The sequence below is a fragment of the Microbispora sp. H10885 genome (genome assembly GCF_014161415.1).
Classification (GTDB): domain Bacteria; phylum Actinomycetota; class Actinomycetes; order Streptosporangiales; family Streptosporangiaceae; genus Microbispora; species Microbispora triticiradicis.
This window is the reverse complement of the sequence record NZ_JABBWY010000002.1, coordinates 287815-309566: the sequence shown is the minus strand read 5'-3', so window position 1 is coordinate 309566 and position 21752 is coordinate 287815. Positions and strand designations below refer to the sequence as shown.

The 21752-nt window shown below is 72.0% G+C and carries 21 protein-coding genes; 9 read left to right on the top strand and 12 right to left on the bottom strand.

Translation table 11 applies throughout. The annotated features are described in order from the left end of the window. Window positions 1–28 precede the first annotated feature (28 nt). From polX to HHX37_RS06385, 8 genes are all read right to left on the bottom strand, one after another. Window positions 29–1714: a DNA polymerase/3'-5' exonuclease PolX gene (polX, locus tag HHX37_RS06420; protein WP_182884812.1), complete on the bottom strand. Its 1686-nt coding sequence runs from the start codon at window positions 1712–1714 to the stop codon at window positions 29–31. Between the two features lie 75 nt (window positions 1715–1789). After that, the gene (locus HHX37_RS06415; protein WP_182880192.1) at window positions 1790–2323 is read right to left on the bottom strand and encodes a GNAT family N-acetyltransferase; all 534 of its coding nucleotides are present in this window, start codon (window positions 2321–2323) and stop codon (window positions 1790–1792) included. A gap of 81 nt (window positions 2324–2404) precedes the next feature. Continuing rightward, the gene (locus HHX37_RS06410) at window positions 2405–3379 is read right to left on the bottom strand and encodes an aldo/keto reductase (protein ID WP_182884811.1); all 975 of its coding nucleotides are present in this window, start codon (window positions 3377–3379) and stop codon (window positions 2405–2407) included. 9 nt (window positions 3380–3388) lie between these two features. Further along, on the bottom strand, window positions 3389–4714 hold the full coding sequence (locus HHX37_RS06405) for a cytochrome P450 (protein WP_310738006.1): 1326 nt from the start codon (window positions 4712–4714) through the stop codon (window positions 3389–3391). After that, window positions 4711–5310, bottom strand: coding sequence for a GTP-binding protein (locus HHX37_RS06400; RefSeq protein ID WP_220498882.1), 600 nt, complete (start codon window positions 5308–5310; stop codon window positions 4711–4713). Before HHX37_RS06400 ends, HHX37_RS06405 begins: the two co-directional genes overlap by 4 nt. Window positions 5311–5314: 4 nt before the next feature. Next, complete coding sequence (locus HHX37_RS06395; RefSeq protein WP_117409594.1) at window positions 5315–5671, bottom strand: DUF742 domain-containing protein; 357 nt, start codon at window positions 5669–5671, stop codon at window positions 5315–5317. Next, a complete protein-coding gene (locus tag HHX37_RS06390; RefSeq protein ID WP_182884810.1) occupies window positions 5668–6102 on the bottom strand; it encodes a roadblock/LC7 domain-containing protein in 435 nt (144 codons plus the stop codon). The genes HHX37_RS06395 and HHX37_RS06390 overlap by 4 nt, the downstream gene beginning before the upstream one ends. A gap of 92 nt (window positions 6103–6194) precedes the next feature. Next, the gene (locus HHX37_RS06385) at window positions 6195–7676 is read right to left on the bottom strand and encodes a sensor histidine kinase (RefSeq protein ID WP_182884809.1); all 1482 of its coding nucleotides are present in this window, start codon (window positions 7674–7676) and stop codon (window positions 6195–6197) included. A gap of 25 nt (window positions 7677–7701) precedes the next feature. On the opposite strand from HHX37_RS06385, the gene HHX37_RS36305 reads away from it, so the two are divergent. Next, the gene (locus tag HHX37_RS36305; RefSeq protein WP_182880196.1) at window positions 7702–7884 is read left to right on the top strand and encodes a hypothetical protein; all 183 of its coding nucleotides are present in this window, start codon (window positions 7702–7704) and stop codon (window positions 7882–7884) included. A gap of 311 nt (window positions 7885–8195) precedes the next feature. Here HHX37_RS36305 and HHX37_RS06375 read toward each other — a convergent pair whose 3' ends face one another. After that, window positions 8196–8972, bottom strand: a complete 777-nt coding sequence (locus HHX37_RS06375; RefSeq protein WP_182884808.1) for a sensor histidine kinase — start codon at window positions 8970–8972, stop codon at window positions 8196–8198. A gap of 386 nt (window positions 8973–9358) precedes the next feature. Between HHX37_RS06375 and HHX37_RS06370 the strand changes: the two genes are divergently transcribed. Beyond that, window positions 9359–11224 (top strand): hypothetical protein, encoded by a 1866-nt coding sequence (locus HHX37_RS06370; RefSeq protein WP_182884807.1) that lies wholly within the window; start codon window positions 9359–9361, stop codon window positions 11222–11224. A 46-nt stretch (window positions 11225–11270) separates the two neighbouring features. Here HHX37_RS06370 and HHX37_RS06365 read toward each other — a convergent pair whose 3' ends face one another. Then, window positions 11271–12815, bottom strand: a complete 1545-nt coding sequence (locus tag HHX37_RS06365) for a PQQ-dependent sugar dehydrogenase (protein ID WP_182884806.1) — start codon at window positions 12813–12815, stop codon at window positions 11271–11273. Between the two features lie 268 nt (window positions 12816–13083). On the opposite strand from HHX37_RS06365, the gene HHX37_RS06360 reads away from it, so the two are divergent. Beyond that, entirely contained in the window at window positions 13084–14016 is a 933-nt protein-coding gene (locus tag HHX37_RS06360; protein WP_310740281.1) for a GNAT family N-acetyltransferase, read from the top strand. A gap of 73 nt (window positions 14017–14089) precedes the next feature. Next, a complete protein-coding gene (gene gdhA, locus HHX37_RS06355; protein WP_182876258.1) occupies window positions 14090–15433 on the top strand; it encodes an NADP-specific glutamate dehydrogenase in 1344 nt (447 codons plus the stop codon). A 15-nt stretch (window positions 15434–15448) separates the two neighbouring features. Here the strand turns inward: gdhA and HHX37_RS06350 are convergent, their stop codons facing one another. Next, window positions 15449–16846, bottom strand: a complete 1398-nt coding sequence (locus HHX37_RS06350) for an MFS transporter (RefSeq protein ID WP_182880202.1) — start codon at window positions 16844–16846, stop codon at window positions 15449–15451. 102 nt (window positions 16847–16948) lie between these two features. On the opposite strand from HHX37_RS06350, the gene HHX37_RS06345 reads away from it, so the two are divergent. From HHX37_RS06345 to HHX37_RS06335, 3 genes are read left to right on the top strand one after another with little or no spacing between them, the layout of a single operon-like run. Then, window positions 16949–17836, top strand: coding sequence for a helix-turn-helix transcriptional regulator (locus HHX37_RS06345; protein WP_182884804.1), 888 nt, complete (start codon window positions 16949–16951; stop codon window positions 17834–17836). A 10-nt stretch (window positions 17837–17846) separates the two neighbouring features. Then, window positions 17847–18218 (top strand): VOC family protein, encoded by a 372-nt coding sequence (locus HHX37_RS06340; RefSeq protein WP_182880204.1) that lies wholly within the window; start codon window positions 17847–17849, stop codon window positions 18216–18218. Between the two features lie 34 nt (window positions 18219–18252). After that, window positions 18253–18615 carry a DUF2203 domain-containing protein gene (locus HHX37_RS06335; RefSeq protein ID WP_244301765.1) on the top strand — a complete coding sequence of 121 codons (363 nt, stop codon included), beginning with the start codon at window positions 18253–18255 and terminating at the stop codon, window positions 18613–18615. Window positions 18616–18652: 37 nt separating this feature from the next. Here the strand turns inward: HHX37_RS06335 and HHX37_RS06330 are convergent, their stop codons facing one another. Continuing rightward, window positions 18653–19525: a sirohydrochlorin chelatase gene (locus tag HHX37_RS06330; protein WP_165900667.1), complete on the bottom strand. Its 873-nt coding sequence runs from the start codon at window positions 19523–19525 to the stop codon at window positions 18653–18655. A gap of 212 nt (window positions 19526–19737) precedes the next feature. Between HHX37_RS06330 and HHX37_RS06325 the strand changes: the two genes are divergently transcribed. Continuing rightward, window positions 19738–20817, top strand: a complete 1080-nt coding sequence (locus HHX37_RS06325; protein WP_111700681.1) for a LacI family DNA-binding transcriptional regulator — start codon at window positions 19738–19740, stop codon at window positions 20815–20817. Beyond that, the gene (locus HHX37_RS06320; protein WP_182884803.1) at window positions 20814–21722 is read left to right on the top strand and encodes a ribokinase; all 909 of its coding nucleotides are present in this window, start codon (window positions 20814–20816) and stop codon (window positions 21720–21722) included. The genes HHX37_RS06325 and HHX37_RS06320 overlap by 4 nt, the downstream gene beginning before the upstream one ends. Window positions 21723–21752: the final 30 nt, after the last annotated feature.

The window sequence follows — 21752 nt, the reverse complement described above, 5'->3', positions numbered from 1 at the left end:
ATCGTGGGACCCGAGAGCGAAGGGGTGGTCACCGGCCGCCGAGACGGGCCAGCAGCCGGTCGAGCGGCCAGGTGTTGACGACGTCGTCCGGTGTGAGCCAGGCCCGCTGGGCGATGCCCACGCCGTACCTCTGGTGGGCCAGATGCGGGATGGCGTGGGAGTCGCTGTCGATGGAGAACGTCACGCCGTGGTGGCGCGCGAGCCGCACGAGATCGGAGGGCAGATCGGCCCGGTCGGGGTAGGAGTCGATCTCCATGATCGTGCCGGTCCGGGCGGCGGCGCGGAACACGGCGTCCCAGTCGGCGTCCACCGGAGGCCGCTTGCCGATCTTCCGGGTCGTGGGGTGACCGATGACGTGGACGTGCGGGTTCTCGCAGGCCGTGACGTAACGGCGGGTCATCTCCTCCCGCGACTGGGTGAAGTGCGAGTGCACCGAGGCCACGCAGACGTCGAACCCGGCCAGCACCTCGGCCGGCCAGTCCACCGAGCCGTCGGGGGCGATGTTCAGCTCGCTGCCGTGCAGCAACCGCATGTCCGGATATTTCGCCTGAAGGTCGGCGATGCGCGCCCGCTGGGCGAGGGCCTTGTCGAGCGTCATCCGCTGCATGACCAGGTCGGGCGCGTGGTCGGTCACCGCGTAGTAGGAGTAGCCCCGGGCGGCCGCGGCGGCGACCATGTCCTCCAGCGAGGCGATCCCGTCGGTGAGGTCGGTGTGGGTGTGCAGGTCGCCCCGCAGGTCGCCCAGCTCCACCAGACGCGGCAGCTCGCCGCGCAGCGCGGCCTCCACCTCCCCGCCGTCCTCACGCAGCGTGGGAGGCACCCACCGCATGCCGAGCGCCTGGTAGATCTCCTCCTCGGTCTCCGACGCGATCAGCCGCTCCCCGTCGAACAGGCCGTACTCCGAGAGCTTCCAGCCCTTCCTGACCGCCATCTCCCGGATGCGGACGTTGTGCTCCTTGCTGCCGGTGAAGTAGACCATGGCGGCGCCCCACGACTCGGCCGGGATCAGCCGCAGATCGACCTGCAGGCCGCGGTCGGTCCGCACCGAGGTCTTCCGCTCGCCCTTCGCGATGACCTCGGTGACGTACGGCTGCCGGGCGAACAGGTCCATCAGGCCGGGATCGCCGACGGCGAGGACGTCGATGTCGCCGATCGTCTCGCGCATCCGCCGCAGCGACCCCGCGACGGCGATCCTCTCGGCGGGCAGCGAGGCGACGACCCGCTCGGCGAGGTCCGTCGCGATCCCGAGGTGGACCCGGTCGCCCGACCGCTCCATGTGCTCGATGCCCTTGAGCAGGTTCTCCTCGGTCCTGGCGCCGAAGCCGCGCACGCCGCCGAGGCGGCCGGCCCGGATGGCCTCGGCCAGGGCGGCGGGGGAGTCGATGCCCAGCTCCTGGAACAGGAACAGCGCCTTCTTCGGGCCGAGCGAGGGGATCCGGGTCAGCCTGCGCACCCCCTCGGGCACCCGCGCGCGCAGGTCGTCGAGCTGCCGGAAGCTGCCCCGCGCGAGGAACTCCTCGACCTTCTTGGCGATGGCCTCGCCCACCCCGGGGATCGACCGGACGTCGGTCTCGCCGAGGTCTCCGGGGAACCCCGCGATCGACTTGGCCGCCTTCTGGTAGCTGCGCACCCGGAACGCGTCCCCGCCGTTCAGCGCGAAAAGCTCGGCGTACTCCTGCAGCGCCGCGGCCGCCTCGTCATTGGCCCGTCCCATGTCCGCCAGCGTACGGCAGCCGTACGACAGGAACCGGGGCCAGGCGCATGGTCAGAGGGCATGGTCAGAGGCCGGTCACACGCGGGAGAACGGCTCGGCGTACGTGAACGGTCCGCGCGGCGCGGACCGCCCGAAGACGCGCACCTGGAAGAACTCGCCCCAGGACGGGTCCGGCGCCGCGACGCCGTGCGCCGAGGCGGGCTCGAAGCCGAACCGCCTGTAGTAGGCGGGGTCGCCGAGGAGCCCCACCAGCGGCTCGCCGAGCGCCTCGGCCGCCCCGAGCACGGCGTGCACCAGCGCCGATCCGACTCCCCGCCGCTGGTGGGCGGGATGCACGGACAGCGGGCCGAGGCCGACCACGGGCACGGTCCCCACGTGGGCCCTGGTGCAGAGGACGTGACCCGCGATCCCGCCGTCCCGCGCCGGCGCGACGAGCGACAGCTCCGGCAGCCAGCCCGGGTCCGTACGCAGCTCGTCGAGCAGGACCGCCTCGACCGGCGGCACGTGCGGCCGGCCCGGGTGGCGGGCCTCCTGGTGCGGAGCGAAGGCGGCGGCGACCACCTCGCGCACGGCCTCGGCGTCGCCGGGGTTCTCACGTCGGATCAGCACCCGTACAGCCTGCCGCCCGTCATCGGCCCCGGCAACGCATTTCGGTCGTGACCCGCATGCCGCTCCGCGGCGGGCGGCCCGCTAGTACTGCGGCGACCTGGCCTGGTACGGCTCCTGCAGGAAGGCGATCTCCTCCTCGGTCAGCGTGAGGTCCACCGCGGCGAGCGCGTCGTCCACGTGGTGCTCCTTGGTCGCGCCGATGATGGGGGCGGTCACGCCCGGACGGCCGAGCAGCCACGCGAGGGCGACGGTGGCGGGCGAGACGCCCCTGTCGGCGGCGGTCCGCGCCACCCGGTCCAGGATCTCCTCGACGGCCGGTCCGCCGTACAGCTGCCGCTGCCGGGCGCCGTCGCCGGTCTGCCGCGCGGTGTCGGCCGTCTGGCCGGCGCGGGCGAGCAGGCCGCGGGCGAGCGGGCTCCACGGGATGAGTCCCACGCCCTGGTCGAGGCACTGCGGGATCATCTCCCGCTCCTCCTCGCGGTCCAGGAGGTTGTAGTGGTTCTGCATCGAGACGAACCGGGTCCAGCCGCGCCTGTCGGCGGTGTGCTGGGCCTTGGCGAACTGCCAGGCCCGCATGCTGGAGGCGCCGATGTAGCGGGCCTTCCCGGCCTTGACGACGTCGTGCAGGGCCTCCATCGTCTCCTCGATCGGCGTCTCGTCGTCCCACCGGTGGATCTGGTACAGGTCGACGTGGTCGGTGCCCAGGCGGGTGAGGGAGGCGTCGACGGCCGACATGATGTGCTTGCGGGACAGGCCCCCGTCGTTCTGGCCCTCGCCCATCGGGAAGTAGACCTTGGTGGCGAGCACGTAGTCGTCGCGCCCGGCGAAGATCTTGCGCAGCAGCCGCCCGGTGACCTCCTCGCTGACGCCGGCCGAGTACATGTCGGCGGTGTCGAAGAACGTCACCCCGCCTTCGGCGGCCCTGCGGACGATGGGCTCGGCGAGATCCTCCTCCAGGGCCCAGCCGCCCCACTTGGAGGGCTCCCCGTAGCTCATCATGCCGAGGCAGAGCCTGCTGACCTTCAAACCAGTGGTGCCAAGTCGTCCGTATTCCATGTGAGCACCCTATTCACCCCACGGGCCCCGGCCGGTCGGCACGGCCGGGCTGAACCGTACGGGCAGGGCCTCCAGGCTGCGAACCCACAGCGAAGGGCGCCATCGCAGCGCGTCCGGTTTCACGGTGAGGTAGACGTCGGGCAGCCGGTCGAGGAGGACCTCCACGGCCGTCTTGGCGATGATCCCGCCGAGCTCGGGCGCGGGGAAGGGACAACCGTACTCACCGTGGCCAAAGGCCAGGTGCGCCCGGTTGGCGCCGGAGCCGGCATGCGCGGCCGGTTGCACCTGCGGATCGGCATTGGCCGCGGCGACACCGAGCACCAGCATGTCGCCACGGCGGATGCGCCGCCCGGCCAGCTCGCAGTCCTGCACGGCCCAGCGATTGGGCATGTTCGGCGTGGGCGGGTCCTTCCACAGCACATCGTTCAGCGCCTCGCCGACGCTGCTGCGGCCGCCCTGCAGGCTCATCGAGAAGTGGTCGTCCATCAACATCAGCCGCAGGGTGCTGCCGATCCAGTTGGAGCAGTTGTCATGGGAGGAGATCATCGTCATGATCAGGTCCTGGACGATCTCCTCGTCGGCGAGCCGCGCGTGGTGTGCCAGCATGTGCGAGGTGAGGTCGTGGCCCGGCAGGGCGCGCTTGTCGGCGATGAGCCGGCTCAGCTTGTCCAGAATCCGGGTGACCGCCGGGAGGGCCTCCTCGCCCCCGCTCAGCACGTGGTTGACGTCCTTGACCAGCTCCGGCAGGTCGGTCTCCGCCAGCCCGAACAGCCGGGTGATGACCTGAGCCGGAATCCGGTCGGCGTACTGGGAGATCAGGTCGGTCTGGCCGTCCCCGGAGAACTCGTCGATCGCGTGGTCGGCGATCTGCTCGCAGATCAGGGCGAGCTCGGTGCGGTCGACGCTGTCCAGCGCGTCGCTGATGGCGCCGATCCGCCGTTGGTGCTCGGCCCCCTCCGTGTACATCACGGACGGTTGCCACGTCACGTACGGGCGCGCCGGCCAGTCAGGGGGGAGGAGGTCCTGCAGGTTCCAGCGCCTGGGGTCGCGGCTGAACAACTGCGGCTGGCTGGTGACATGGTGCAGCTCGCGATAACCGATCACGTACCAGACGGGCATGCCGTCGAGGAGAACGGGGACGACGGGGCCGTGCTCGCGGCGCATCTCCTGGAACAGCGCGGTCGGGTCGTCGCCGATCAGTGACGCGTGCAGTGGTACGGCATCGGCGTGGTCGGCGTATCCCTCCAGCGGCTCCCGTCTCCGCTCGGCATGCCGCGATGCGGGCGAGGCGGCGTACGGGTCTGGGGGTTCGGGCAGGGGAGGGGAGTTCGTCACGGCATGCTCTCTCGGGCGGGCAACTGGTCGTAGGTGCGGGTGAGGTGCTCGATGAGCGTGATCAGCACGTGCTTGGACGAGGACCGCTCTCTCGCGTCGCATTCGATGAGCGGGACCTCGGGCGACAGTGCCAGCGCCTCGCGCACCGAATCCAGGGTGGGCCCGTCGGTGAAGCGGTTGACCGCGACGACGAACGGGGTCCGGTGGTGCTCCAGCCGGTCGATGGAGTACCAGGAATCCTCCAGGCGGCGGGCGTCCACCAGGACGACCGCGCCCAGGCTGCCGGCGAACAACTGGTCCCACACGAACCAGAACCGCTGCTGACCGGGCGCGCCGAACAGGTAGAGCACCCTGCTCTCGTTCAGCGTGATCCGGCCGAAGTCGAAGGCAACCGTGGTGGTCGACTTGGTCCGTACCCGGCTGGCGTCGTCGATGCCCACGCTCGCCTGGGTCATGAGCTCCTCGGTGCTCAGCGGGCGGATCTCGCTCACCGAGCCGACCATGGTCGTCTTTCCCGCCCCGAACCCGCCGACGATCACGATCTTCAGGGCGTCCGCGGCGGTCGTGCGCAGCGGCGTTCGCGTGGTGGCCGCCATCTGGTCAGAGGTTGTGGAGTGCAACGAGCACCTGCCTGAGGATTTCGGGATCCGGTCGTCCGGCCTGTGCGGCGATCGACGGATGACGGACGGTGATGCGACCGGTGTCCAGCAGGTCGCACAGCAGGATCTTCACCACGCTGACCGGCAGCCGCAGCTCCGCCGAGATCTCCACCACCGCCGTCGGCCGCTGGGCCATCCGCAGGATCTTGATGTGCTCGGACTGCATACCGGGGGTCGGGGCGCACTCGCTGACGATGAGGGAGACGGAGTCGAAGGTCTTCTCATCGGCGCTGGTACGCCCACCGGTGACCGTGTAGAGCCGGTCAGGGTCTTCTTGGTCGATGGCTCGCCGTGTCATCCGCGGTCGTCGCTGTTCTCCGCTTGCCGCGGTGCCGCGGTGAGGTACACCCCGATCTGCTCCACCAGTTCGTTCATGTTGTGCGCGATGAGCCCCACCTCGCCGTCCTCCTCGGCCACCACGGCCAGGTGGGCGCCGTCCCCGGCCGGCACGATGAGCAGCAGTCCGCCGGCGAACTCCACCATCGCCTGCCCCGCTCCGATGCCGTCCCCGAACTCGGCGGAGGCGCTCAGCGAGAGGCTCTGGATCCCGGCGGCCAGGGCGGAGAGCTGGTCGGCCCCGTCCCGGCCGAGGCCGGCGGTGAAGCTCATCTTCAGGCCGTCCCTGGTCAGCACCAGCACATGCCTGATCCCCGGGGTCTTCTTCTTGAGGTTCTCCAGTAGCCAGTCGAAGTCACTGTCGGTGGTGTGCGAAGCGTCGGTTGTGCTCATAGAAACGACGGGGTGCCCCTTCGGCGCGGGAGGGACGCCCCCTGCCTCCTCATCTGTGAATCCAAAGACGTCCGGTGGTCGGCGGACGCGTGTCAAGAGTCGCCCGGGGCCGGGGGAGGGGCTGAAGGGGAAGTACGCCCACGGCCGCCGGCCTGGCGGAACGCGGCGAACCTCGCAGCCGAGTCGGGACCCTCGCGCGCGGGCTTGGCCGGCGACGCCTGCCGCGCCCTGGTCGCCTCGGCCAGCGTCTGCCCCCGGCGCCGCCTGGGCAGCAGGTCTTCGGACGCGTCGGCCGGCCCCTCCTGCGCGGGTACGGCCGGTGCCTGCACGGCGGCCTGTACGGCGGCCCGCACGGGGTGGCGGACCGACGCCTCGGCGTCGGGCGGCACGGTGGCCGACAGGGGCTGCGTGATCAGCAGGCGCGGGATCAGCATCACGACCCCCATGCCACCGCGGGCGGACGACCGGAAGCTGACCGTCAGGCCGTACTTGTCGACCAGGCGTCCCACGACCGCCAGGCCCAGCCGGGTACCGGACAGCGTCCGCAGGTCGAGCGGCTCGGACACGAGCCTGGTGGCGTGCTGCCGCTCGCGCGGGCGCATCCCCAGGCCACTGTCCTCGATCGTGATCACGACGCCGGCGTCCTCCTCGTCCACGTACACGTGGACCTCGGTGCCGTGCGCCGAGAACGTGGCGGCGTTGTCCATCAGCTCGGCCAGCGCGTGCATCACGCCCTCGGCCGCGTACCCCGCGACGGCGACGGTGCTGGTGGAGTGCAGCCGGATGCGCCGGTAGGCGCTGATGCGGCCCATCGCGCCGCGCAGGACGCTCTCCATGACGATCGGCCGGGTCCATCGCCGCCCGGAACGGCCGCCGCTCAGCAGCGCGATGTTGTCCGCCAGCCGGCTCATCTGGGAGACGCGGTGGTCCAGGTCCAGCAGGTCGGCGAACACCTCCTCATGCTCGCCGTACTGCTCCTCCAGTTCACGCAGCCGGGCGAGCAGGCTGGTGGCCTGTGCCTGCACCCGGGCCGCGGCCCCGGCGCACGCCGCCATCACGGCGGTGCCCCTGCGCTCGCTCTCGGAGAGCTGCCGCGCCGTCTCGCGCAGCAGGTCGCGTAGCGGGTCCAGCCCCGGCTGGCGTATCTCGGCCAGTGCGGCGCTCACCGACATCCGGTCCGTCTGGATCCGCCGGAACAGCTCCGGCAGCGTGTCGTCGATCAGCCGGGAGATCTCGCTCTCGGTCGCGTCGCGGGACACCTGGGCGGCGGCGCGCTCGCGTCCGAGCAGTTCGAGCTCGTGCCCGGCCGCTTCGAGCAGGTGCCGCAGCGGGCCGTCCGGGGGCTGCGGTATCCGGGAGAGCGCTTCGGCGACCGAGGCGCCGTCCCGCACCTGACGTCCCAGCGAGGGCAGCGACTCCTCGGCCGTCCGCAGCGTCTCCCGCTCCAGCCAGGCGAACCGCGCGCCGGCCCACTCGGCCCGCTCACGCAGCCGGCGACCGGTGCCGGCGTAGTGGACGGCGGCCGCGACGGCGCCGGACAGGAGTACGGCCGAGACCCCGCCGACGAGCGCCATAAGCTCTCTGGCCTCATAAGGGGCGATGGACATCGCCCACAACCACGCGCAGGCCGTAATGATCACGGTGCCGAGAAAGGCGAGGACCACCAGTTCCTTTGGTGAAAACCTTCTCCGCGCCCGGTGGGGTGCATCTACTGACATCGGCGTCCTCGGGGTGGCGGCAGAGCATGACAAGGCCGCGTCGAACCTGCTGTTCTCCCTGTAAGGCGGGACGGCCATGCGGTGCCGTTTCACAGCAGGGCGGTGAACAGGCACATACCGTAGCACCACGTCACGACTAAGAACAGACAGTCACTCTGGAACCATGTGTTTCAGTTCTAATCAACCCCGAGTCAATACATCCCTTGACTAATACTCACTTTTTGGGACATTCAAGGCTATATAGTGATGATCTTCCGCGGGGGTCCGAGATATGCGGCCTTGTCGTCCCGACGGGCTGGAAGAAGATCGTCCAGCCGCGGGCCCTGTCGCGGCGAAGATCTCGTGCAGCGCTGTCGTTGTCGTCTGGCGAACTGCTCAGCCTGGGGCCGAGGGGTGGGCGAGCGGCAGGCGTACGACCAGTGCGGCGCCGCCGCCGGCCGCCTCCTCGGCGTGTACGCTGCCGCCGTACATCTCGGCGATGTTCCGGACGATCGCCAAGCCGAGGCCGGTGCCGCCGCGGTCGCGGCACCGGGCGTCGTCGAGCCGCGTGAAGCGGCCGAAGACGCGCTCGCGCTCGTGCGCGGGGATTCCCGGCCCGTCGTCGCTGACCACCAGTTCGCCCAGGTCTCCGGCGCGCCGAATCTCCACCCGCACCAGGAAGCGCGCGTGACGCTGGGCGTTGTCGAGCAGTTCCGCGAGCAGGCGGCCGAGCCTCGCGGGCACCGAGGAGACGACCAGCCCGGGCTCCGCCTTCACCTTGACCTCGTGCCTGCCGGCGCACCGGGGCACCTGCGCCCGGACGACCTCCGCCAGGTCCACGGGCACCGGCTCGACCAGTCGCGCGGCCTCCTGGAGCTCGCAGAGCAGATGGAGGTCCTCGATTATCGCCTGCAGCCGGTTCACATCGCTCAGGGCGCGTTCGAGCAAGCTGTCCAGATCGATCTCCGCACGGTTGAGCTGGGCCTCCTCAAGCTGGGCCCGCAGCCCGGCCACCGGAGTGCGCAGCTCATGGGCGGCGTCCGCCTCGTACCGGCGCTGCACGTTGATCGCAGCCTCCAGCTTGCCACGCATGACGCCCAGTGACCGTTCCAGGCTGCGTTCGAGGCCATCGAGCTCGCCGACGCAATCTTGCAGCTGGGCGCGCAACTCCATGTCCACCGCCTCCCGTAAGGGGACGTATCCCCCTTCTCATCCCGTTGAGACGTATATAGGAATTTATCTATGGACTTGTCTGGTCCCACGAGATGATTGGCGGTTCTGTCCCACCACATGCTTGACGGCACCCATGGAAACGTGACCGGGCTCGCGTGGCCGGGACGGCGGCTTCCTCCCCGGTGACGATCACGAGGAGCGGCTTCGCGCGCTGGCCGACCCGGAGCGCAGGACGGTCACCTCCGCCGGTTCCAGTACAGCGGTCGGGGAGCGCGGGCCGTGACGCTGTCGCGCGTACGGCCGCCCACGCATTCGATCTTGCCGCCGGCGGGCGGGGATGACATCGTGAGTGGCATGAACGAGAGAATCGAGTTCGTCTCCGGCCGGTGAGCCTGGCCCGCGAGCGCGGTGCGCTCGACCACCGGCTGTCCCTGTTCGATCACGCGTCCCGCCTGCACGCGCTGACACCCGACGCGCCCCTTCCCAATGGCGGGCGCCCCTACCCCGATGACGCCGACCACCGAGGTCCCCGGCCTGGCGGTGGCTCCTTCTCCGTCGAGCAGGCCAGAGCCGCGCTGGCCGCGGTGCTCCGCGCCCACTTCGACGGCCCCGGTCGCTCCCTCGACGAGCTGCACGAGGACCTCCGCGCCCTGGACGTCCCCGCGTGGGCGATCAGGCCCGACGTCCTGGACGGCCTGCCCTGGCTAGCCACCGAGCCTGCCCGCGAGACGGGCGTCTGGCTGGCCCGGCACGCGAGGGACCGCCGTCCCGCGCTGACCGGTTTGTGCCTGCTGGCGGGCAGGGCAGGCCCGGAGGACGTCCCCCTGGTCCGTACGCTCGGCCTGCTGCGCTGTCTCGGGCCCGTGGCCGTGGCCGTGCTGGAGTCGATCCCCGGTTCGGCCGGGGCGCTGGTGTGGCTGGCGGAGCGGTCGGCACTGCTCACCCTCAGCCGTGCCATCGAGGCGATGTGCCGGGCGGAGGATCCCGTCGCCGTCGCCTGGCTGCTCCGGCACGCCACGGGCCAGGATCCCACGGCCGGTGGCCACGCGCTGCGGGTGGCCCAGGCCGTACGCCTCGCGGACGTCCTCGAAGACGGCGAGACCGTCGACCAGATTGTCCTCGTGGCGGGCCGGCTCCTCCAGGCGATGGCCTGGGAGGACTTCTCCGCGCTGCGTGATTACGACGACGCCTGCCGGGCCCTCGCGGCCTTCGCCGTACGCGCGGCGGCCGTGCCCCCGGAGCTGGACTCGCTGGCCTCGGCCGTCGCTCTCGCGGAGGACCTGACCAGCGGCCACGCCGCGTGCCTGCCGTGGCGGCCCGGCGTCCGGGAGGCGACGCTGGAGCGGCTGCGCCGCCTGCTCACCTCGGCGCGCGCGGCGGAGGCGCTCGCCGGGGCGGCACGGTCGCCCGACCCGGTGACCCGCCGGCGGGCGGCCTGGGCGCGCCGGTCGATCGCCGCCCTGCCGGTCGTGCCGCGATTCCCCTCGCGGCTTGCGGCGGACGGGGGAGACCGGCTGACGGTGCATGTCGTCGTCCCCGATCCGGCGCTGCCGGGCCGCGTGGAGACGAGGCCGCTGGTCAACGGCCGGCCGGTCGTCGCGCGGGCGTTCCGTAAGGGCCGGCCGTACGAGCCGGAGCACCTGCTGGGCGGGCTTGAGGCGACCGAGGAGGGCCGGGAGGTACGGCTGGCCGAGGCGTACTGCACCGAGGGGTGCTGTGGATCCCTCTATGTCACGATCGTCCGTGACGGTGACACGGTCGTCTGGCGCGGCTGGCGCGACCCCGATTCGCCGGCGGTCGAGCTGGAGCCGTTCCGCTTCGCCGCCGGTTCCTACGACGAGGTCGTCGCCCGGGCCGTGGACGATCACGGCTGGGAGTGGCCCGCCCGTACGGTCGCCCGTGAGGTGCGCCGCTCGCTGCGCGAGGATCCCGGCCTCCTGGCGGCGTGGGAGTGCGAAGCGGGCGGAACCTACGCGGAGGCCGACCGGCGGGACGAGATCCAGGTCGTCTTCTGGCATCCGCGCGAACCGTCGTCCGCCGGGGGAGATCGGCCGGACGACGAGCCGTGGGTGCAGCTCCAGTGGACCGTCCTCATCGACGACACGGACGCGGGTGACCAGGCGGCGCGTCTGGTGGACTGGCTGCGCGGCAACGACCCCAGGCCGCACGCCAGGATCGTCGGCGGCAGCCCGGAGTTCGCCGAGAGGCTCGGTCTCCCCTGGCCGGACTGGGACGACGACTATGAGGAGTGAATGCCGTCCGAACGCCGTGCGTCAGGAAGACCGATGAGCGTGCCGGTCACCCGGCGGTGCAGCTGATCGGGGACGGGACCCGGTTGGCGCCGGACCAGCTCGCGTTGAAGCCGGCCGTCGTCGAGGCGTTCGGTGCCAGCGCGCCGTTGTACGTCTCGTTGGCGACCGTCACCGCGGCGCCCGACTGGGTGAAGCGGCCGCTCCAGGACTGCGTGACGCGCTGGCCGTCGGGGAAGGCGAAGGTGACGGTCCACGACGTGATGGCCGCCGTCCCCGAGTTGCGCACCGCGAGCTCGCCCTGGAACCCGCCCTGCCACTGGTTCACGATCCGGTACGTCGCGGAGCACGCGCGCGGACCGGCCGACGGGCTCGCGGACGGGCTGACGGACGGGCTGACCGACGGGCTGACCGACGGGCTCGGCGACGGGGAGGGGCTGCGTGACGGCGAGGCCGAAGGGCTGGGAGAGGGGCTGGGCGACGAGCCGCCGGCGGGCGGGACGCGGAGGATCCGGTCGTCGTTCGCCGCGGGGGTCCCCCTGCCGTCGCGGTTGCTCGTGCCGACCCAGAGCCACCCGTCCGGCCCGACGGCCACGGCGCGCAGCCGGCCGTACGTGCCCTGGAACTCGGCCACCGGGTTGCCGGTCCTGCTGCCGCCGCTGACCGGCACCGTCCACAGCCGCTTCCCGGCCAGGGCCCCGGCGAAGAGCGTGCCGTTGGCGTACGCCAGGCCGCTGGGCGACGCCTCGGACGTGCTCCAGGTGACGATGGGGTTGCGGAAGCGCGAGTCGGTGCAGACGCCCTCACAGGTGGGCCAGCCGTAGTTGCCGCCGGGGACGATGTAGTTGAGCTCGTCCCAGGTGTTCTGGCCGAACTCGCTGGCGTACAGCCGTCCGCCCTCGTCCCAGGCGAGCCCCTGGACGTTGCGGTGGCCGTAGCTGTACACGCGCGAGCCGTACGGGTTGTCCGGCGGCACGCTGCCGTCGGGCCGCATCCGCAGGATCTTGCCGCCCAGGCTGTTCAGGTTCTGCGCGTTGGCGGAGGTGCCGGCGTCGCCCGTGGAGAGGTACAGCATGCCGTCGGGGCCGAACGCGATCCGCCCGCCGTCGTGGAACTGGGCCTTCGGCACGCCGGAGAGGAGCACCTGCTGCGTCTGCGGGGCGTTCAGCCTGAACCTGACCAGCCGGTTGTCGGACGCGGCGGTGAAGTAGGCGTAGACCCACTGGTCCTCGGCGTAGGTGGGGGAGACCGCGATGCCGAGCAGGCCCGCCTCTCCGCCGGGCGACACGTTCGGGACGGTCGCCACCCGTACGGGCGACGAACCGGGACGCACCTGCATGATGTTCGCCGTGTCGCGTTCGGAGACGAGGGCGCTGCCGTCCGGGAGGAAGGTCAGTCCCCAGGGCGTCTGCAGGCCGGTGGCGGCGACCTGGGCCCGCGTGAAGTCGAACCCGCCGGTCGCGGCCACCGCCGGCGTCGGGCCGGCCGTGACGAACGCGGCGCCGGCGGCCAGCGCGGTGACGGCGGTCGCGAGCGCCACGCTGGGACGTGCCCTGAGACACGCGCTGAGACGCTCGGTGAGACGCTTGGACATCGATGCTCCCGGGACGGCGGGCCGCCGTGCGGCTCGTGAACCCCGCGGCTGCCTTCGATCGCGTGCAGCCGCCTGCCACTGCGGGACCATGGAATCCACACCGTCGCGCCCGGATCAACCGCGAGGCGGATGTCTTTCGGTATCGCCCCCTCTGATCAGCGCCTACGACGGGCGCCCGCACGCGGGGCGCCCCGGGGTGCGGGAAACTTTCATGGCGGCACAAGGCTCCGGCAAGTCCCTCACAAGTCACTCAACGTACAAATGCGACGTGAACGACTACGAAATCCGGCGGCCGGTGGTCGCCGACGCGGTGACCGTGCACGAACTGGTCGCCGAGCACGACATCGAGGTGACCGGCAGGCCCGATTGGACGCTCGATGACATCGCCGACACACTGAAGGAGCTCGACCTGGACCACGACAGCTGGCTGGTCCGCTCCGACGGGCGGCTTCTCGGCTGGGGCTACGCCAGGCGCAACGGCGCCAGCGAGAACGTCGACATCGACGTGCAGGCGCGGGAGCCCGGTGCGGCCGCCCTCCTGTGGGACATGGCGCTCGGCCGGGCCGCCGATCTCGCCCGCGAGGCGGGGCACGACCACGCGGTGGTGGACATCAGCCTCTACGAGCAGGACAAGGCCATGCGCGAGGCCGCCGAGCGGCGCGGCTTCGCCCCCGCCACCAGCTTCCACCGCATGCGGGCCGACCACTCCGGCGTACGGCCGGTGTTCCTGCCGGGGGTCGGGGTCGAGGCCGGCGCCCCCGGGTGCGAGGCGGTGCTCCGGACGGCCCATCGGGTGCACCAGGAGGGCTTCGCCGAGCACTTCGGGTTCGTGCCGAAGACGTTCGAGGAGTGGACCGCCGAGATGGAGTCGTCCAGCGCGAACGACTGGGGGCAGCTTCTGCTGGCCCGCGTCCACGGGGAGCCGGCGGCGATGCTGCTCGGGACCGACCATTTCGTGTCCGACGAGAACTGCGGATATGTCCGCACGCTCGCGGTGCGGCCCGGTTTCCGCGGCTACGGCCTCGGGAAGCTGCTGCTCAGCAGAGCCTTCGCCGCCGACGAGCGGCGGGGGCGGGTGGGGACGATCCTGCACGTCGACTCCAACAACGTCACCCCGGCGCTCGGCCTGTACGAGTCGGTCGGCATGCGGCCGGTCCTGGTCATCGACGTCTGGCGGGCCGTCGTCCGTCCCGGCCGGTGAGACGGTCCTTCTCACAACCTCGTCATCGATACAGTGAATTGGGAGAAATCAGGCAGAAGCTAGGAGCGATCGAGTGCTGCACGAAAGGCTCGAGGGCGTTTACGACAACATTCTGCGCCGCAACCCGGGGGAGGCGGAGTTCCACCAGGCCGCGCGCGAGGTCCTGGAGAGCATCGGTCCCGCGCTGGGCAAGCATCCGGAATACGCGGAGCAGAAGATCATCGAGCGCATCTTCGAGCCCGAGCGGCAGATCATCTTCCGCGTGCCCTGGGAGGACGACCGGGGTGAGGTGCACATCAACCGCGGCTTCCGGGTCGAGTTCAACAGCGCGCTCGGGCCGTACAAGGGCGGGCTGCGCTTCCACCCCTCGGTCTACCTCGGCATCGTCAAGTTCCTCGCGGTGGAGCAGATCTTCAAGAACAGCCTGACCGGCCTGCCGATCGGCGCGGGCAAGGGAGGCGCGGACTTCGACCCGAAGGGCCGCTCCGACCGGGAGATCATGCGCTTCTGCCAGAGCTTCATGACCGAGCTGTACCGGCACCTGGGCGAGTACACCGATGTGCCCGCGGGGGACATCGGCGTCGGGCAGCGGGAGGTCGGCTACCTGTTCGGCCAGTACAAGCGCATCACCAACCGGTACGAGTCCGGCGTCATCACCGGCAAGGGGCTGAGTTACGGCGGCGTGCAGGTGCGCACCGAGGCCACCGGCTACGGCTGCGCCTTCTTCGTCGAGGAGATGCTCAAGGCGAAGGGCACGTCGTTCGAGGGCAGGCGCGTGGTCGTCTCGGGCTCGGGCAACGTCGCCGTCCACGCGATCGAGAAGGTGCGCGAGATGGGCGGCGTCGTCGTGGCCTGCTCCGACTCCTCCGGCTACGTGGTGGACGAGAAGGGCCTCGACCTCGATCTCCTCAAGCAGGTCAAGCAGGTCGAGCGGCGCCGTCTCAGCGACTACGCCGAGCGCCGCGGCGCCGATGCGGCGTACGTCGCCGGGCGCAGCGTGTGGGAGGTGCCCTGCGAGGTGGCGCTGCCGTCGGCCACGCAGAACGAGATCACCGGCAAGGACGCCGAGGCGCTGGTGCGGGCCGGGTGCGTCGCGGTCGGCGAGGGCGCCAACATGCCCACCACGCCCGAGGGCATCCGGGTGTTCCAGGAGGCCGGAGTGGCCTTCGGCCCCGGCAAGGCCGCCAACGCGGGCGGCGTGGCCACCAGCGCCCTGGAGATGCAGCAGAACGCCAGCCGCGATTCATGGACGTTCGAGTTCTCCGAGCGGCGGCTCCAGGAGATCATGAGCGACATCCACGCCCGCTGCCTGGAGACGGCCGACGCGTACGGCATGCCGGGCGACTACGTGGCCGGCGCCAACATCGACGGCTTCAGGAGGGTGGCGGACGCGATGCTCGCCCTCGGCCTCATCTGAGCACTCACCGAGTGCTCATCGGTTGACCCGGCGGGTGCGCAGGAGGGGAAGCGCGAACCCGCCCGCAGCCAGCGACACCGCGGCCAGCCACAGCGATGTCACCGTGGCGGCGTGCGTGGACGGGGCGAGGCTGAGGAACAGCGTGCCGAAGACGGCCACGCCGACGACCTGGCCGAGCTGGAGCATCATCGCCAGCAGGCCGCTGGCGTCGGCCGCGTCGGCGGGCGCGACCCGGGCCAGCGCCACCGCCATGAGCGGGCTGAACGTGCCCGCCATGCCGGCCCCGATGGCCACGAAGCTGATCTCCAGCAGCGGCTCGCCGTGGCCGCCGCCGGCCAGCGCCGCCGCCAGGGCCAGCTCGCCTGCGGCGGTGACGACGGCGGACGCGACGATCATCGGCCGGTGCAGGCCGGCCGGCAGCCGCTTCCAGTTGAGGCTGGTCAGTCCGAAGGCGGCGGCCGCGGGGATGAACAGGCAGCCCGCCCGCAGGGCGCTGTCGCCGAGGTCGCCCTGCAGGTGGAGGGCCATGGCGAACAGCCAGCCGCCGTACGCCGCCATGACGAGGAAGATGCCGGACGCGGCGACGGCCACCCCGGGGGCGCGCAGCAGGCGGCCGGGGACGAGCGGATGCGCCGCACGCCGCTCCACAAGCAGGAACGCGCAGAACGCGAGAACCGACAGGCCCATCGCGACCCACCCCCACAGCGGCCAGTCCTCCTCGTGGCCGAGCACGAGCGGCACGACCAGCAGGCAGACCGCGAGCGACAGGGTGACCAGGCCGGGCACGTCGAGCCCCTGTTCACGCCGCACGTGTGCGGCGGGCAGCGTCCGGGCGCCGACGGCCAGCAGCGCGAGCCCGATCGGCACGTTGACCAGGAAGACCGGCCGCCAGGCCGTGCCGAACAGGTCGGCGGTCACCAGCAGCCCACCGAGCACCTGGCCGACGACCGCGCCGACCGAGATGACCGTGGCGTAGACGCCGAGCGCCCGCCCTCGTGTGGCGCCGTCGAAGGTGATCTGGATCAGGCTGAGCACCTGGGGCACCATCAGGGCGGCTCCCGCGCCCTGCACCAGCCGGAAGGCGATCAGCACGCCGGTCGACGGGGCGAGCCCGCACATCAGCGACGCGGCCGTGAACACCGCGAGCCCGGTGAGGAACAGCCGCCGGTAGCCGAGCAGCCCGCCGAGGCGTGCCCCGGTGATCAGCAGCATCGCGTACGCCACGGTGTAGCCGGAGATGACGAGTTGCAGTCCGGAGCCGGTGGCCCCGAGGTCGGCGCGCATCGTGGGCGCGGCGACGTTGACGATGGTGGCGTCGAGGACGGCCATGAACTGCCCCGCCAGGATGACGGTGAGCAGCAGACTCGGCGAGGTTCGCCGCGCGGCCGGCGCGCGGGTGGTGACAGTGGTCATGGCGGCAACGATGCGGCCGTCGCGATACCGGTAACGAGAGCCTGCCGATACTGGTACTGACACCACCTGGCAACGCGGTCGCGCACTCGCCAAGATGGGGAGGTGACGACGGGGATTCGCACCAGGAACACCAGGCGTGAGGAGCTCGCGGCCTTCCTGCGCAGCAGGCGCGAGCGGATCCGGCCCGAGGATGTCGGCTTGCCGCCCGGCCTGCGCCGCCGTACACCGGGCCTGCGGCGGGAGGAGGTCGCCCAGCTCGCGGGTGTGGGCGTGACCTGGTACACCTGGCTGGAGCAGGGCCGCCCCATCAACGCGTCGGTGCAGGTGCTCGACGCCATCGCCCGTACGCTGCGGCTGGACGCGGCCGAGCGGGAGCACCTCTACCGGCTGGCGGACCTGCCGGAGATCGCCGATCCGGCGGGCGACGGGGAGGGCCTCGACGCCGAGGTGCACACGATCCTGCGCCGGCTCGACCCGCTGCCCGCGTGCGTCTACAGCGGGCGTTACGACCTGCTCGCCTGGAACGCCGCCTACGGCACGATCTTCGCGTCCGTGGTCGATCGGCCACGGCTCGAGCGTAACGTCCTGTGGCGGGTGTTCACCATGCCGGACTGCTGCTGCCCGCTCGTGAACAAGGACGAGGAACTCCCGCAGATGGTCGCGACGTTGCGGGCGGCCTTCGGCAGGCATGTGGGAGAGCCGGCTTGGACGGGCTTCGTCACCCGGCTGTCGGCGGCCAGCCCGGAGTTCGCCCGAATGTGGGCGATGCATGAGGTGGCCAGACCGGGCGTCCGGATGAAGCTGTTCAAGCACTCGTCGGTGGGCCTGATCCGCCTGACGTCCACCAGCATGGCGCTGGCCGCGCCGCCGGAGACCCGCATCGTGGTCTACACGCCCATGGACGACGAGAGCAGGCAGCGGATCGAATGGCTGGCGGCCCATCCGGAGGTCGCCCACTGCCCGCTGCATGGGGAGCCCGTCCACGGGTAAAGCCGCAGTCATGGCCTGTCGCATCAGCGAACTCGTCGTCGACTGTCACGACCCCGAGCGGCTCGCCGCGTTCTGGTGCGAGGTGCTCGGCTTCGAGGTCCTCCAGCGCACGGACGGGTGGATCGAGATCGGCCCGCCGGGCGTGGGCTTCGGCGGCCTCCAGCCGACGCTCGTCTTCGCGCCCGTGCCGGAGTGCAAGCGCGGCAAGCTACGCCTGCACATCGACGTCAACCCCACCGACCGCGACCAGGAGGACGAGCTGGAGCGCCTGCTGAAGCTCGGCGCCGTACGGGCCGACGTGGGCCAGACCGGCGAGGAGCGGTGGCATGTGCTCGCCGACCCCGAGGGCAACGAGTTCTGCCTGCTGCGCCGCCGCCTGTGACCTTCCGGCGGGCCGATGCGGTAGCGTCCGGAGCGTGGCGAGGATCTTCACGCTGGACGAGGCCGGGTCGCTGATGCCGGAGGTGCTGGAGCACGCCCGCGCGTTCGTCGCCGTCCGCGCCGACCTCGCGGAGCTCACCCACGACCTGCGGCAGGCCGGGACCTCCGCTCTGGGCGGCCTCGCCGAGGCCAAGGGCCTGGAGGCGCGGATGGACGAGATCCTGAGCTGGTTCGACGCCGAGGAGATCGAGATCAAGGGCGTCGCCCCGCTGCTCGTCGACTTCCCCGCCGTGCTCGGCGGCGTGTCCGTACGGCTGTGCTGGCTGGAGGGGGAGACCGCCCTCGGCTGGTACCACCGCAGCGACCTCGGCTTCCCCGGCCGCCGCCCGCTGCCCTGACCCCAGGGGTGAGGCGGGCGGGGAGGGCCGGGGAGGCTCAGTCCGACAGGTCGTCGAAGCCGTCGAAACCGCCGAAGGCGGCGCCGTACCGGACGCAGACCATGCGGGCCACCGACTCGTGGGCGCCGAGAGGCTCGGCGCAGCCGGCGCCGATGGCCTCGGCCGCCGTCGTGATCCGCTCGCTGTCGGTCTCGGGACCGATGACGTACGGCACCATGGCGAGGCGGTTGGCCCCGATCTTGCGCAGCCGCTCGGCGGCGTCGCGCACCGTCGGCACGCCGTCCAGCGCGGCGGGGACGACGGGAAGCGTCAGGCGGGCGGCCAGCAGGACGGCCGTCGCGTCGGCCCCTCGCGCGGCCTCGTCGCCCCCGGCGGTCGCGACGATGATGCCGTCGACGGGCGAGGAGACGTTGAACAGCCGCATGCGATCGGCGCGGGCCAGGCCCGCCTCGGACAGCCGTACGTGCAGGGCCTCGGCCAGCAGCGGATGCGGGCCGAGCGGCTCGGTGATCCGCACCGCGGCCCCGCTCTGCGTCACGGCGTCCCGCACGGCGCGCCGGACGCGGGGATGGGGTCCGGTCACGAGCGGCACCACCACCGCCGCCGGTCCGCCGGCCGGCCGCTTGGCCGCGATGTCGGAGAACTCCTTGACGAGATCGGTGCCGCCGTCGGCCAGTGAGACGATGCGAAGGTCGAGTTGCGGATTGTCGATCCGGACGATGGAGGCGACCTCGGCGGCCACGTCGCCCTGGCCCGCCGGATCTCCGGCCCTGCCCGGCACGGCCAGGACCAGGGCGGGCGCGTCGGCCGGCAGGTCGGCCGGCAGCGGCCGTCGGTGGCGGCCGGTCCCGGGCCGGGAGGATCGCTCCCGGGTGGGGAGCTTGGGCGGGTCCTCGTGACCTTCGTTCACATCGGCGGATTCTAGGGCGAAACCGGTCGAAGAGCAGAACCAACGCGCGGCTTGTTGCGGCTTGGTGATCTAGACGTTTTACGTCTCGGTTACTTGACGCTGCTGGTGGCCGTCGCTTTGATAAGGGCCGTCCACGCCGAAAACGATTACAGCTCCCCGCGCGCTGCCACGCGTGGACGAGTACCCGAGAGTCTCCCCAGAGTGAGGTGGCCGTGACCGAGGGTCCCACGATCACCACGATCGCGCAACGCGCCGGCCTGTCGATCGCATCGGTGTCGCGGGTGCTCAACGGGCTGCCCACCCGCGAGGACACGGTGCGCCGGGTCATGCGCGCGGCCGACGAACTCGGCTACGTGCCCAACTCGGTGGCCCGTTCGCTGCGCAACCGCCGCACCCACCAGATCGCCTTCGCGCTGTCCGACATCGGCAACCCCGTCTACGTGGCGATGGTGCGGGAGATCCAGGCCGTGCTGAAGGCGGCCGGATACCGCCTGCTGCTCCACTCGACCGAGGGCGACCCGGAGGACGAGGTGTGCGTGCTGCGCGGGCTGCGGGAGCGCTACGTGGACGGCCTCATCATCAGCCCGCTGCGCGGCGTCGGGGCGGAGCACATCGAGGCCGTCACCACGGCGCGGGTCCCCGTGGTCGTCGTCGGACCGGTGCCGGAGGGCACGCCGGTGGACAACGTGCGCGGCGACTCGCGGACCGGCGTCCTGCTCGCCATGAACCACCTGCACGGCCTCGGCCGGAGGCGGATCGGCCTGCTCAACGGCCCGCTCGGCACCGCGCCCGGCGCGGCCCGCGCCGCCGCCTACCGGGAGGCGCTGGAACTGCTGGGCCTGCCGTACGACGAGAACCTGGTCGAGGTGGGCGACTTCACGCGCGACCGCGGCGCCCGGGCCGCGCGGGCGCTGCTGGCGCGCGCTCCCGGTCTCGACGCGCTGATGTGCGCCAGCGACCTGATCGCGCTCGGCGCCCTCGACGTGCTGCGGGAGCAGGGCAGGGACGTCCCCCGCGACGTCGCCGTGGTCGGCATGGACGACACCGACCTCGCCTCGGTCGCGTGGCCGTCGCTGACCAGCGTCTCGCTCGGCTGGGCCGAGCGTGGCAGGGCCGCCGCGAGGCTGCTGCTCGACCGTCTGCGGGACGGCTCGCTGCCGCCGCGCGTGGTGACCGTGGAGCCGGGCCTGATGGTCCGGTGCTCGACCGGAGGCGGGCCGGCGACCGCGTTCGCCACCCGTGCCCGCGCCCGTGTCCGTGCGCTCGCGCTCGCCGGGGGAGACCGGCCGTGATCTCGGTGTTCGGCAGCGCCAACATGGACCTCGTGGCGTACGTGGCGCAGGCCCCCAAGCCAGGGGAGACCATCACGGGCCGCGCCTTCCGCACGATCCCCGGAGGCAAGGGGGCGAACCAGGCGATCGCCGCCGCGCGGGCGGGCGGGCAGGTCGCGTTCCTCGGGGCGGTGGGCGACGACGCGTTCGGGCCGGGGCTGCGCGCGGCGCTCGCCGGGGCGGGCGTCGACACGCGCGGGGTGCGGACCGTCCCCGGCCCCTCCGGTGTCGCCCACATCGTCGTGCAGGACGGCGGCGACAACTCGATCATCGTCGTGCCGGGGGCGAACGGCGCCCTCACCGGTCCCTCGGCGGAGGACGCGGAGACGATCGGGCGGTCCCGCGCCCTGCTCCTGCAACTGGAACTGCCGATGGAGGCCGTGGTCGCCGCCGCGTGCCTGGCGGGCGCCGTGACGGGCGCCGTGACGGGCACGGAGGTGATCCTCACCCCCGCCCCGGCCGTGCCGCTGCCCGCCGAGCTGCTGGACGCGGTCGGCGTCATCGTGCCGAACGAGCACGAGGCGGCGGTCCTCACCGGGCGGGACGACCCGCGCGACGCGCTGGAGGCGCTGCTCGACCTGGTTCCCGAGGTGGTCGTGACGCTCGGCGCCCGGGGCGCGTTGTACGGCTCCCGCGACGGCGTCCGCCTCCACGAGCCCGCCGTACCGGTTCGGGCGGTGGACACCACGGCGGCGGGGGACACCTTCGCCGGCGCGCTCGCGGTGGCCAGGACCGAGGGGCTCGGCCCCGAGGGGGCGCTGCGCTTCGCCTCGGCGGCGGCGGCGCTGTCGGTCCGGCGCGAGGGCGCGAGCACCTCGATGCCGCACCGGCCCGAGATCGACCGGCTCGTGCGGGACCGAACGTAAAATCTCCGAATACGGAGCGTGATTGACGGG